The following is a 12934-nucleotide window of genomic DNA, read 5'->3' on the forward strand; positions in this document are numbered from 1 at the left end:
AATGAAAATCAGGGAGCTCAAGTTTCTTTTTATCCTGTCGTTTCTGTTGATCAGTGCGGTCATTGCTCAGATGTCATGGTACGGCTTCTATGTGGTGACGAGCCATAATTTATTTTTAAACATCGCAAAAGTCTGTCACAACTGGCTGCAGGCCATCGACGTGTCGCCACTGAATGCTCTTCTCCAGCTGCTTGCGATCTCGACAATTGTACTTTTTCTGATCCAAATCGGAAGGCAGTTCCGGCTCCATCACCGGTTTCACCGGAGGATGGAAGCCCTGCGTGATGAACCGTTGACTACCGAGGTCAGAGAGAAGACCGGCTTTGGGAACAAGAACCTGATCGTTGTCCAAAGTGACGAGTGGATGGCGCTCACATGCGGGTTCCTGAAACCGAAAATCATTCTCTCGTCCGAAATGGTAGCAGGTTTGGAGAAGGATGAACTTCGTGCGGTCGTTTATCATGAAGGGTATCACCAAAGATATTTCGATCCGTTGAAGAAATTACTCATCCAGACCCTTACCGCAGCATTCTGGTATATTCCGATACTAAAGTGGGTGGCGGAACAATATCATGTCTGTAAGGAGCTGGCAGCCGATCAATATTCGATTGACCAGATGGACAATGATTTGTATCTGAGTGCCGCGCTCTTGAAGCTCGTCAGGAATGGACAAGGAAAAGCGGCGCATTCGTTCGCTGTTTCTTTTGCCGATACCGCGGTCAATTATAGGATCCAGCAGCTGGTTAAGCCGGACGAGCAGGTCAAAGTAGCGGTTCCATTAGGATCAGCACTGTTATCTTTCATCATCTTTTTAGGGATGACGGGGATGTTCATCATCGCCCTTCCCTAAAAATTTTTAAATCAAAGCACTACATAGTGTAGTGTATCAAGGAGGAAATAATAATGAAGACAACGACAAGTATGACTATTTTACGGGTGGTTCTGGGAATCATATTCCTCGTCCACGGAGCACAGAAGTTTTCCGGAGGAATATCCAACACAGCAGGTTTCTTTGACAGTCTCGGCATTCCCGGGGTGATGGCGTATGCCGTCGCCGTCATTGAGCTTCTGGGAGGGGCGCTGATGATTCTCGGGCTCGCTACCCGTGTCATCGCCGGCTTGTTCATGATCGTTATGCTAGGGGCGATCTTCACTGTTAAAATCGGTCAAGGCTTCGTCGGTGGAGTCGAGTTCGATCTTGCTCTTCTGAGTATGTCCATCGCACTCCTTATCGGAGGCAGCGGTCCGCTCGCATTGGATAGCCGCTTCACAGGCAAAACATCAGAAAAGGCTGTATCCTAAAATAAACGCAGGGTTGTCTCTTAATTGGAGGCGATCCTGTTTTTTTATCCAAACGAGAATAGAAGGAATCACTGCGGAGATTCTTGAATGGTATAGAGAGAAGGTCATTGTATAGTGGAAGGAAGTGACGTAGTGGAACCGTTGGGCTACTTTGTGACAGCTCTGCTGTATGCGTCGGGTGTCTGTTTTGCGGTCGTACCAAGAAAGTGGGCGCTGCCTTTTCGGTCGCCGGGGAAGTATCTGCTGATGTTTACCGAGCTATCTTTTCATCTGCTGTTGTTCTTGTTTTTATCCACCTTTCTTGCTGTAATCGAAGGGGATTTGAATTCGGTTCTCGGCCCCGTATCCTTGGTGATCATGGCTGCATCTGCTGCGGCCGTCCTATGGGGCATCTCAAAAAGTTTAAAAACAGCGTCCATCCTCCGGCATGCTTTTGATGAACACCTTGAAGGATGGCGCCGAACCGGTGCGCAAGCCGGCATCAGGCACAGTTTTTCCGTCCGTGCATTCCTCGGTCCTTTCCGGATATGGAGAGGAGTGAAGAGGACCCGCAATATTGCTTATGCGGATAAGGGTTCACGCAACCGCATGGATCTGTACCGGCACAAACGTTGTCCGGATCGAGCTCCTGTTTTGATTCACCTGCATGGAGGCGGTTTCGTCAGCGGGAAGAAAAGCACCCAATCGCTGCCGATGATCCAGCACTTTGTAAAGCGTGGATGGGTCTGCATCAGTGCGAACTACAGGCTTCTTCCCAATGCGGAGTTCCCGGAACCGCTCATCGATGTGAAGAAGCTGATTGCCTGGGTGCGCAGGCATGCCGGCACGTACAATATAGACCCTGATAAGATTTTCCTAGCAGGGAATTCGGCAGGCGGTCATTTGGCCACGATGGCCGCACTGACAGTCAATGATCCTGTGTACCAGCCGGGTTTTGAAGAAGCGGACACAACGATCGCCGCAGCCATCTCCTTCTACGGGTATTATGGAAGAATGGAGATGGAGAAGGAACTTTCTTCTCCTCTGAATCATGATGCGAAGGACGCTCCTCCCTTCTTTCTTGTGCACGGGGACCGGGATACGTACGTGAGCCAAAAAGGGGCGAAGCGTCTTTCTCAGCACATCGCCGGGTCCTCTGTACATCCGGTTGTTTATGTAGAATTGCCGGGTGCGGAGCATAACTTCGACTTGTTCCACTCGATTCGTGCCGAGAGTATCAGTAGAGGGGCGGCAGTGTTTGCGGAGTGGGTGATCAACAGGAAGCGTGACAAATCTGCAGAGGTTTAAGGGGGCGGGATGGAGGGGTAGATGATAATCAACGGCCGAGAGGGAATCCTTTCCAATTCTGTGCTGGTAAAAACGGGCTGTTTTTATTACGTGGGAAGGCAGAAAGATCAAAACCCTCACAGGCAGGGATGCGGAATAGTTTATAAACAAGGTCGAACGAACAGCTGAGGACAACGAAACGCAGGTATGGTTGGCAAAAGGGGCAGGGAATTTCATAAGAGGGAATGAACGATAGGATGAATGGCATATTTTCTGATGTGAAAAGAAATATAGACAGGAAAAATAAGCTTCTATTTACTAGAAATAGTCCTTCTTTACAGCCATTAAGAGATCGCATGGCCATACAGCCGCGCAGAACGCTTGTGATGTGGGCGTTGGAGAGTGCCCGTGTTCCTCTCTTACGCCTGCAGGATCGATACCCGGAGGAAGAGAGGCCGAGGATCTGTCTGGAGCGCTGCGATGAATGGGCGCGGGGAGCTGTCAAGATGCCGGAAGCAAAGAGAGCCATCCTGGATGCGCATGCCGCTTCCAAAGAAATAGCGGATCCTGCGTATGCCGCTCTATGTCAAGCTGTCGGCCATGCTGGAGCAACTGTGCACGTAGGAACCCATGCATTAGGGTTACCGATTTATGAGTTAACAGCTCTGGTCTATGAATATGGCAGGATGGATTTTACAAGCCATGCAAGGAAAAGAATCAAGGAGTACCATCACCGGCTGGATTATTGGATAGAGCATACGGATACGTGTGACCGGGAATGGGCGGAATTTCTACAATGAAAAAGGACCCGGGATCGCTTTAATCCGGGCACACAACCGGCATATCAAGCATAGCTTTTGTTAAGGGAGGATGGTCTCCTAAACGGAGGAGGTCGTCTTCCTTTGTGATAGAAAGGAGTGGACGGTGTGCGTTTCATCGGAATAGGTTTGATCGGTACCCTTCTGGCTCTTATTTATGGTTTTTTCACGCAGCGTTGGGAAACGACAGTGCAGATCATCGGCTGGTTCGCGCTGGTGCCTCTTCTGCTTGCCGGTCTGCTTGCGGGGGTGTTCGTCAGCGGGGATCGGAACAGAGCGAATTATCATTCCGGGGACAAGGAGACGAGGAAGGCAAGGGGCAGCTGGACGGTACGCTTCCTGCTGATCGGGGCACCGAATGCCGTCTGTGTGCTCCTCTTCGTTGTTATCGCTGTCGTCCAGAGCGGCGGTTTTTAAAAGGATAGGAAAACGTCTGAGAATGGCTTCTCAGACGTTTTTTTATGGGAAGTATTATTGTTTAAGGGGGTCGATGGATGTCCTCAGTTTACCGGCTATCGCTGTCGTTCCTTCTTGAAGTTCTTGCTCGTCAAAGGATACTTTCACGATACTCTCGTCCATCTCCAACGCTTCTGAGAACAGCCCTTTAAGCCCCCTGGCCCGGCGGTCCACTTCCAGCATGACGTCCAGTTTATTTTCGTTCAGGAAGAAGATGACCTCCAATTCGTCCAGGTAGCTGCGGTATTCCCCGTTAGGAACGAACTCGAATTCCTGAACGTACCCGTGGCGTTTCGATACCTCCATATCCACTTTCCTAATGTGAAAGCCGATGGATTCGAGTGCTTCGATCACTTTCTGGATGGACGGATGCGGAGCGATCTTAATCGGATCCCTGTCACCCGGGTCCAGTGCCATCGGAATATCCAGTCCCGTTTCAAACCAGATCGGCAGGCGGCCGTGGGAAGCGGGAGCGTGAAATGGCATTTGTATGACGAACGGTATTTCTTTCGTTTCGCCTGCCCCGATCGTTTCGTTGTCTGCAATCAAGTATTTCTCGAGCGCCACTTTTTCTTTCACTTTCTTTTCATCTACTTCGCGCACCGCTTCGGTCATCAGAAACATATGGATGGAATCGATCGACTGCTCGACATCTCCTCCTTTAATGACGACTCTCCCACGCACGTCCTCCCCGGGAACGAATTGGTTCTTTTCCAGTTGGGTATCCACTTTCGCAGCACCGACGCCGACACTTGCCAGGAATTTCTTAAACATAGGGCCTCTCCTCCTCTTTTTTATACCTACGTCCGGACGACCCAAAAGGGTTCAAAATTTAACAGAAAACTAATTTGTGTGCATACTTAGTATAATGATTTATTTCTTTGTTTGTCTCATTTAGATAATTATTCTGGGATTATTTCTACCCTTTTATATATACTTAGTATATAATGAGCGTAGATAAAGATGGGAGGGATTGTTAATGATTACAGTTAATGGTTTGACGAAAGACTTTATCCAGGGTAGGCAGCGTGTAGACGTGTTGAAAGGCATCGATTTGTCAGTGCAGGAAGGAGAATTCGTCGCGATCATGGGGCCGAGCGGGTCGGGGAAGAGTACGCTTCTGCAGCTGTTGGGAGGGCTGGATGCGCCTACAGACGGAGAGATGCATGTGAAGGGGCGTCCGCTGCATGACATGAAGGAGAAGGAAAGGACGATCTTCAGGAGAAAAGAATTAGGGTTTGTCTTTCAAAATTATCAACTGCTCCCGACCTTGACGGTGGAGGAGAACGTCGCGTTTCCGCTCCATGCAGATGGGAAGCTGACGAGAGAAAAGAAGGAATACGTCCATGAGCTGCTTCAATCGGTAGGGTTGGAGGGACTGCATAAGAAACGGGCCAACCTTTTGAGCGGAGGGCAGCAGCAGCGGGTCGCCATTGCACGTGCACTTGTCAATGACCCGGCTGTCCTGCTGGCGGATGAGCCGACCGGGAATTTGGACAGACAAAAGGCGGAAGAGATTCTCGTGTTGTTTTCCAAATTCCACCGCGAACAGAAACAAACGATCGTCATGGTGACCCATGATATCTTTGCGGCGGGTTTTGCGGATCGAATCGTTCTTTTCCGTGACGGGGTCGTCGATCAGGTCATATCCAGGAAGGATCGGGACTATGCTAAATACTTGGCTGATTTCATGGCGTAATACGACGTCGAACAAGAAGCGCTTTTTCTTTACCCTGCTTGCGATTATCGTTGGAACGATGATGTTGACGGCAATGTTGATCGCGAATGAAACGACGGAAGACGTCTTTGACTATTACGAAGATATGTATGTAGCGGATGCGGACTATTGGGTGCTGAGCGAAGGGGAGACGTATCCGGAATCCACGATCGCTCCAATGGAGAATGATCCGGCTGTTACAGAGACGCTGCATGCACTTGATAAGCAGACCTTCTTCGAATTGGAAGAACGTACTCTTAATGAGAGGTCTGTCCGGATTACCGGCGTCGATGATCAAAAGAGTTCTCTTTTGAAGATTCCTGTAATAGAGGGGGAGCTCGATAATGAGGGGATCGTCCTTCCGGAACCGGTTGCAGCCCTGCTGGATAAGGAAGTCGGCGATACCGTCCGCTTCACAGGCATGGGAGAGGCGAAAGTGTCTGCCATTACGGAATATACCCAGCTGCTCTCCAGTCCAAGTGACTGGGAAGGGGCGGAATCTAGCAGCTTCCGCGTCATGGCTCCACTTGACCTGTTAAGAGAGTGGACCGGGGAGGAAGATGCGCTGTCCTATGTGCGTTTTCAAACAGATGGGGATGGGGAAGCGCTGTTCCGGAAATGGCAGGAGAAATTCCAGGGGACGGGCGCCTATATCGAACCTGTCGTCGCCGATGATCTGCAGAGTAATGACATCGGAGGGCTGTACACCTTCTTCTATATCATTGCAGCACTTGCCATATTTATCAGCGGATTCATCGTGTTCAATATGATTTATACGAGCGTGATTGAGCGGAAGAAAGAATTCGCCATTATGAAGAGCCTTGGTTACACGAAGGGTTCTGTTTCCAAACTGGTTCTTATTGAAATGGTGCTTCTCGCTTTAATCGGTTCCTTCGTCGGGGTACCGCTTGGTATTTGGATGGGGGATGCATTCATGGGGGCGCTTCTGCAAGTATTCCAATTCGATATGGTTTACACGTTGAATTGGAAGGGGCCTGTTTTGACCGCCTTCCTGCTCAGTCTCTGCTATCCTGTGTTGTTTTCTCTTTTTCCCATCTATCACGCGGGGAAGGTTTCTATTTTATTGGCGTTGAAGGAAGCAGGTGTCAAACAGCCTTTATCAACAAGCTATGTAGGAAGAGGGCTCGCAGGACTTGTGCTTATTTGCTGTGTTTTCATCGATCATCCAATTTCCTACGCGGCGGGAATTGCAGGTGTCCTTCTCTTGTTCCCGCTTTTGTTAGCGGGGATAGGGAAACTGACGGCCCCTTTATTCCGGTCATTTTTTCACTATCCGGGTGTAGTGGCTGTCAGGAATCTGTATCAGCAGATAAACAGAAACGCCAATACCGCTGCGATCCTCGCTGTTGGAGTAGCAATCATTTTGTTACTTAGTGCCGTAATTGAAACAGCGCCGGAAGGTTATGAAAAAGAAATTACGAGTACGTACGGCGGGGATATGAGAATCACTTCAGAGGCTCCGTGGACGCAGGATGATGTGGATAAACTGCTTACGTACAAGGAAATTACGGATGTAGAGCCTTTGTCGGAAGCTGCTCCGATTACATGGGAAACCGTGGGAGGAGAGAGGCGGCAGTTTTCGGTGCTTTCTGTGAGGGAGGAAGGCCCCGTCTTATTTGAAGAAAAGGGGACAGAAGACACCTATGCCTCCCTGGAAAAGGAATCTACGATTGCGCTTGGTGAACGGGCCTTTGATGAATGGGGCGGGGAGATCGGGGATTCCATCTTGATGAACACTCCGAACGGAGAGCAGCAGTACAAAGTGGTCGACGTCGTGAAAACCTCCCATCATGCCGGCTATACAGCTTTCATGAAGGAGGAGAACCTGGCGGATGAATTCGGTTGGAGCCAAAGCTATGATATGCTGTTAACGGTAACGAACAACGCCGACCAGGCGCTGCGCAATCAATTGTGGCAGGATTTCGGTGAGCATCTGTCCAAAGTGCAGACAGCAGAGGAAGAAATTCAGTCCACCACTTCCGCTATTACAGGGATGAATGAATTGATCCTGTTATTGATGGTCATCATCATTGCCTTATCAAGTGTCGGTACCGCCAATACGCTGTTGATGAATACGTACGAGCGCAGGTTTGAGATCGGAACGATGCGAGCGCTCGGTTTTACGAAAAAGCAGGTGAAGACGATGATTCTGTCCGAAGGGCTCCTCATCGGCTTATCGGGTGTAGCAGGCGGTTTATTGTCTGGGGTGCTTTTCATCTATGCGACGAGTAAATCCGAACTGATGGAAGGGTTTATGACGTTCCGCCTCCCTGTACCGACGATGATGGTGGCGCTGGCTGCCGGAATTGTCTTAAGTATAGGCGCGGCGTGGATTTCAAGCCGTTCGGCAAGTAAAATCGATGTACAGGCATCACTTAAAGAAGGTTGATACATTGTCCGTTAAATATGGAATTTTAACTTTGTTATATGTAGAGAGACATCATGGCTACGAATTGAAGCTGGAGATGGACTCCCTTCTTGGTATGAAGGGAAAAGTCAATCCAGGACAGATTTACACGACGCTCGACCGTTTGATCCGGGACGAATTGGTATCGTCTCCGGGCTTGGATGATCAGGACAGGAAGCTGTTCGAATTGGAGCAGAAGGGGAAGGACCAGGTGGAAAAGTGGCTGCTGGAACCGGTGCCTTATCATTCGACGAAGGACGACTTCTTTTTTAAATGGAACTGCTCCCGCAGAATCGGTTTTCAGGACGAAGATAAAATGCTCCAGAATCAGAAGGAAGTGATCCTTGAAGGGGTCATGGAACTGACGTCCGCGAAGACGGAAGCCCTTATGAAGGGAGACGAGAATACGTACCTATGGATGAGCGGGCTGCTGCTGCACCTGGAGGCGGACTTGAACTGGATCATGCAGGTGGAAAACAGGATACGATAACGATTCAGGCAGGGGATCCCGAGAAAGGGTCCCCTGCTTTTTTTTACTATTCCATTAGACACCGTACCATGCTACATTGGATAAAGGTGGAATATTGAAAATTCTAAAAAGGTGGTCGTGAACGAATGCTTGCAACGATGTATAAACGGAGGGAGAAACTGGCCGCCCTGCTGTCCGTCATTCTTTTGGCCGTGCTCTCTGTCTATGTGTTATGGAGACCGCCGGGAACAGCGGAGCAGTGGCTGAATATTGCTGTGTTTGCGCTCCCACTTCTATTCATGGGCAGTATGGTGGTTTCCAGCAGACAGAAATATAACAAAGTAAAGAAAGTGGAGGTACCGGAATCGAATAATTCTCTTTCAGAGGTGGATCATCTTGTGCTGAAAGGAGATGCTGGATGGTTCCCCCGCCTGCTCATCTTCGAAAAGAACGGCGCTTATCTGGGCGGATGGAAGCTAGACAAAGCCGCCTGGTGGGTTCGCCCTCTGATCCTCTATCGAAAATCGGTGCTGTCATTCTTTCCGACGACATTCGGATTTTACTCCAACACAGGGGAACGAATCCTCTCCTGGAGTCGAAAAGGGTTTAAAGATACGGTCGTAACGATTTACGACCGGGATGGGGAAACGCTCGGGTCTTACATACAGAAAGAATTCAAAAGCCTTGTCCATATTAAGGGGGAGCTCAGGGGAACCGATGGAAACAAACTTCTGTCTGTTCAGGTGTCCGGGTTTTCCGGTGATTTCAACCTGGTGGACGAAGAAGGGCGGTGTTGGGCGGACTTTTATAACGGCAGGTTCCCGCATGAATATACGGAACTGTTTCGGGATATCGATAATGATATCGTCGGACTCTCCGGACAGCTTCGGGAGGACGAGAAGCAGCTGGTGATCGGTGCTGTCTGCTTCCTTTTCATGGAGCGTCAGCTGAGAAACCGGTAGTGGATCAACGAAGATCTTTTGGGTAATATTTGGGCTTGAACAGCAGGCCGCCTGCCATGATGATCAGTCCATTGAAGAAGAGGACCATCGCGCCGATCGCTCCGAAGACGTGTTCCGCTCCGTCAAGGTCGCGGGTGACAAAAAGAGCGAGCGCCGCCCGGATAAGAAAGTAGAATACAGCAGCGCCTGCTGTGGACAGAAGGGCTCCGGTGATCAGCCAGCTTTTCTTATTCCTTTTCACAAAAGTGGCTACGGCTGTGTTCAATAGAATGAGAATGACGATCAGAATTGTAATCATAGACTTTTTCCTTTCTGTAAAGAGTCTGGGAATCTAGTGGGTGGAGAGATGCAGAATGGATGACGCTACAAAGAAGATCAGGATTATCGGCTCGGTGGCAAGCGGGAAGACGACGCTTGCTAAAGAACTTTCCGAATATTTACATATTCCCTATATTGAAATGGATAATCTTGTATGGGACAGAGGGAGCGGGACAGACCGCCGGCGTACACCGGAAGAGAGGGATGCTTGCCTTCACCAAGTTCTGGTGGAAGATCAGTGGATCCTCGAGGGGGTGCACCGAGGGGACTGGACGGAGGATACGTTCTTCGAAGCGGATGTCGTCCTTATGCTGGATCCGCCATACATGCTTAGAACCTGGCGGATTATCCGCCGTTTCTTCCGTCAGAAAGCAGGCTTGGAATCAGCCAATTATCGTCCCTCTCTGAAAATTTTCCTGCGGATGTTTCGTTGGAACAGACATTTCGAAAAGGTGGAGAAACGGAAGTTCCTGCAGTCAGAAGCCGGGTTGCTTCCGAAGACGAAACGGGTGACGCGATGGAGCGGCGATCTTGAAAACCTGGACAGTCTGGTGCGCAGGAGGGATATGGGATGAAGCATGACGTACGCCGGTGGACGATCCGGTCGGTCGAAGTGGCGGATGCGGGAGAGTTGTCTGCCTTACGTTATCAGATAGATGGGGAGACGGAATACCTCGATCGGGAACAGGGGGAAGCGTTCCTTGATGAGACAGGCTTCCGTAAGTTGATTGAGAAGGATGCAGAAGCGGAGAACCGTTTGTTTCTTGTTGCAGAATCAGAAGGGAAACTGGTCGGTTTTGCACGGTGTGAAGGGATGGATTTAAAAAGGAAAGCCCATCAGGCGGAGTTCGGTGTTGCCGTAAAAAAGGAATACTGGGGATGTGGGATTGGGAGGGGCCTTCTTGAATCAGCTGTTGCCTGGGCGGACAGGAGCGGGATTGTTAAACTTACGCTGAGTGTCCTTGCAGCCAATCAAAAAGCAGTGGAGCTGTATAAGCAATATGGTTTTGTAGAAGAAGGCCGGCTGCGGGCAGATAAACGTCTCGCAGACGGCTATTACGATACGCTTCTGATGGCAAGGTTTCATTCCTTTTAATACTTAGTAAAACACAGAGAAAGAGGAGAAGGAAAGATGGCGTTCATCACAGCGAAAGTCTTGTATATTTCCTTGTTCATTTTAATTATTCATACGATCGAGACCCTTGCCTATGCAGTCCGGCTGTCAGGGGCGCGGGTCGGGATGATCGCGGCGGCCCTGTCTTTGTTCAATCTGATGGTCATCGTGTCACGGATGGCGAACATGCTCCAACAGCCTTTTACCGGAAGTCTGGTGGATAAGGCTCCGGACGGGAACGCGCTTGGTTTTATCGAAGATCAATTCCGTGTCATCATCGGAGCGTCAACGCTAGGTACCCTGCTTGGCATTATTCTGCTGCCGACATTCATCGCCCTGTTCTCGCGGGCAATCATTCAGCTGTCGAAGCAGGGAGGCTCGGTGCCGTCTTTGATCAAACTGCTTCTCACCCCGCAGTACATCAAGTGCGGTCTTCATTTGATGCATATACCGAAGCGCTCTTATTTGAAAGGGGTATCGTTTACAAGGATACCGAAACGCTTGTTCTTCATCAACATGGTTGTCACAGCCGTCTATACTATCGGCGTGCTGTCTGCTCTATACGCTTCGCTGCTTGTCCCTGACCGATCCAATACCGCAGTGATGGCTTCCGGGATGATCAACGGGATCGCGACGATTCTGCTTGCCGTTTTCGTCGATCCGAAGATTTCCGTCATGGCGGATGACGTCATTCATAAGCGCGGGGATTACAGCCGATTAAAAAGCGTCTCGCTGATGATGATCACCTCCCGGCTTCTGGGAACGCTGCTTGCCCAACTGCTGTTTATACCGGGCGCTTATTATATCGGTTGGTTCACTAAATTCTTAGTATAAAGAAAAGGGGATTAGAAAATGGAAAAATCCGTGATTTTTGACATGGATGGAACCTTGTTTCAAACGAATCTGGTATTGGAATCAGCACTGGATGATGCTTTCGACTACTTGAGGAATTCCGGAAAATGGGAAGGACAAACACCGATTGAGCTGTATCGGGAAATCATGGGTGTGCCGCTTCCTGAAGTATGGAAAGCCCTGATGCCGGATCATTCCGAAGAGGACAGACGTTTGACGGATGCTTTCTTTCTTGCCAGGCTCCTTCACCACATCAAAGAAGGGAACGGGGCCCTTTACCCTCATGCTGGAGAGACGCTGCGTTTGCTGAAGGAGAAAGGCTGCCGTTTATTCATAGCCAGCAACGGTCTGATCGACTACCTTCAGGCAATTGTTCGCTGTTACAGTTTGGATGAATGGGTGACGGAGACGTTCAGCATTGAACAAATCGATTCTCTCGATAAGGCAGACCTGGTAAAGGAAATCGTGAACAAATACGATTTAAAGGACGCAGTAGTCGTCGGTGATCGTCTCTCCGATATTCGGGCGGCAGAGACAAACGGGTTGGTTTCTGTCGGCTGCCGTTTTGACTTTGCCAAGGAAGAAGAACTTGCCGAAGCGGATTATATCATTAATGAATTACAGGATCTGCTGCCCGTCGTTATGCAGACGGTAAGCGTGGAATAGGGGGAGGACAAATGGATCAATACCAAACGGAACGATTGACGATGATGGTTTTTACTTTGGATATGATGAACGCTGCTCTTGAGAGTAACACCCAGCTTAAGGAAGCATCGGGCTGTGAGGTTCCGGAGAATTATCCGATGGAATTGTACAAGCAGATGCTGCCGTACAAAATCGAACGATTTCACGAACATCCGGAAGAGAATCTATGGGAAGGTCTCATCATTCATACAGAATCGAACACAATCATCGGAGATATGGGCTTCAAAGGCGGCCCCGATGAGAATGGGGAAATGGACATCGGCTACAGCATCCTTCCAGAATATCGCGGAAACGGCTATGCTTCGGAGATGGCGTCGTCGATCGTCCTCTGGGGGTTAAAGCAGCCGGGTGTAAAGAAAATCACGGCGTCATGCTCGACCGGAAATCAAGCATCGATCCGGGTGCTTGAGAAAGCCGGATTCCAGCGGACCGGCGAGTCGGACGGGGAATGGTATTGGCAGCTGGAAGCGTGAGTACAGGTAGGATCGTGTCCATTCCCGGACCACGCTTTTTCTATAAACGCATCA

The 12934-nt window shown here is 49.7% G+C and carries 16 protein-coding genes; 14 read left to right on the top strand and 2 right to left on the bottom strand.

The genetic code is table 11. The features are described 5' to 3' along the window. Window position 1 precedes the first annotated feature (1 nt). From M662_RS06865 to M662_RS06885, 5 genes are all read left to right on the top strand, one after another. On the top strand, window positions 2-850 hold the full coding sequence (locus M662_RS06865; protein WP_026578473.1) for a M56 family metallopeptidase: 849 nt from the start codon (window positions 2-4) through the stop codon (window positions 848-850). Window positions 851-903: 53 nt separating this feature from the next. Continuing rightward, entirely contained in the window at window positions 904-1302 is a 399-nt protein-coding gene (locus tag M662_RS06870) for a DoxX family protein (RefSeq protein ID WP_008637340.1), read from the top strand. Window positions 1303-1434: 132 nt separating this feature from the next. Then, window positions 1435-2589, top strand: a complete 1155-nt coding sequence (locus tag M662_RS06875) for an alpha/beta hydrolase (RefSeq protein ID WP_152522234.1) — start codon at window positions 1435-1437, stop codon at window positions 2587-2589. A gap of 335 nt (window positions 2590-2924) precedes the next feature. Beyond that, entirely contained in the window at window positions 2925-3368 is a 444-nt protein-coding gene (locus M662_RS06880; protein ID WP_236096543.1) for a putative immunity protein, read from the top strand. A 126-nt stretch (window positions 3369-3494) separates the two neighbouring features. Continuing rightward, the gene (locus M662_RS06885; RefSeq protein WP_051348959.1) at window positions 3495-3803 is read left to right on the top strand and encodes a DUF5316 family protein; all 309 of its coding nucleotides are present in this window, start codon (window positions 3495-3497) and stop codon (window positions 3801-3803) included. A gap of 54 nt (window positions 3804-3857) precedes the next feature. Here the strand turns inward: M662_RS06885 and M662_RS06890 are convergent, their stop codons facing one another. Further along, entirely contained in the window at window positions 3858-4616 is a 759-nt protein-coding gene (locus M662_RS06890; RefSeq protein WP_008637352.1) for a sporulation protein, read from the bottom strand. A 205-nt stretch (window positions 4617-4821) separates the two neighbouring features. Here M662_RS06890 and M662_RS06895 point away from each other — a divergent pair, with 205 nt between their 5' ends. From M662_RS06895 to M662_RS06910, 4 genes are all read left to right on the top strand, one after another. Further along, complete coding sequence (locus M662_RS06895; RefSeq protein WP_026578476.1) at window positions 4822-5541, top strand: ABC transporter ATP-binding protein; 720 nt, start codon at window positions 4822-4824, stop codon at window positions 5539-5541. After that, complete coding sequence (locus M662_RS06900; RefSeq protein WP_026578477.1) at window positions 5510-7969, top strand: FtsX-like permease family protein; 2460 nt, start codon at window positions 5510-5512, stop codon at window positions 7967-7969. Before M662_RS06895 ends, M662_RS06900 begins: the two co-directional genes overlap by 32 nt. A gap of 4 nt (window positions 7970-7973) precedes the next feature. Then, on the top strand, window positions 7974-8477 hold the full coding sequence (locus M662_RS06905; protein ID WP_026578478.1) for a PadR family transcriptional regulator: 504 nt from the start codon (window positions 7974-7976) through the stop codon (window positions 8475-8477). Window positions 8478-8602: 125 nt separating this feature from the next. Then, the gene (locus tag M662_RS06910) at window positions 8603-9418 is read left to right on the top strand and encodes a hypothetical protein (protein ID WP_026578479.1); all 816 of its coding nucleotides are present in this window, start codon (window positions 8603-8605) and stop codon (window positions 9416-9418) included. Between the two features lie 4 nt (window positions 9419-9422). On the opposite strand, the gene M662_RS06915 is transcribed toward M662_RS06910, so the two are convergent. Continuing rightward, a complete protein-coding gene (locus tag M662_RS06915) occupies window positions 9423-9716 on the bottom strand; it encodes a hypothetical protein (protein ID WP_008637361.1) in 294 nt (97 codons plus the stop codon). Window positions 9717-9771: 55 nt separating this feature from the next. Here M662_RS06915 and M662_RS06920 point away from each other — a divergent pair, with 55 nt between their 5' ends. Genes M662_RS06920 through M662_RS06940 form a run of 5 tightly spaced genes read left to right on the top strand, consistent with a single transcriptional unit; the run spans window position 9772 to window position 12880 of the window. Next, a complete protein-coding gene (locus tag M662_RS06920) occupies window positions 9772-10311 on the top strand; it encodes a P-loop NTPase family protein (protein WP_026578480.1) in 540 nt (179 codons plus the stop codon). Then, window positions 10308-10832 carry a GNAT family N-acetyltransferase gene (locus M662_RS06925; protein WP_026578481.1) on the top strand — a complete coding sequence of 175 codons (525 nt, stop codon included), beginning with the start codon at window positions 10308-10310 and terminating at the stop codon, window positions 10830-10832. Before M662_RS06920 ends, M662_RS06925 begins: the two co-directional genes overlap by 4 nt. 36 nt (window positions 10833-10868) lie before the next feature. Then, entirely contained in the window at window positions 10869-11684 is an 816-nt protein-coding gene (locus M662_RS06930) for a lipid II flippase Amj family protein (RefSeq protein ID WP_026578482.1), read from the top strand. Window positions 11685-11702: 18 nt separating this feature from the next. After that, complete coding sequence (locus M662_RS06935) at window positions 11703-12368, top strand: HAD family hydrolase (RefSeq protein ID WP_026578483.1); 666 nt, start codon at window positions 11703-11705, stop codon at window positions 12366-12368. Between the two features lie 11 nt (window positions 12369-12379). Beyond that, complete coding sequence (locus M662_RS06940; protein WP_026578484.1) at window positions 12380-12880, top strand: GNAT family N-acetyltransferase; 501 nt, start codon at window positions 12380-12382, stop codon at window positions 12878-12880. The last annotated feature ends 54 nt before the right edge of the window (window positions 12881-12934 follow it).

The sequence above is a fragment of the Bacillus sp. SB49 genome (genome assembly GCF_000469135.2).
GTDB lineage: Bacteria > Bacillota > Bacilli > Bacillales > Halobacillaceae > Halobacillus.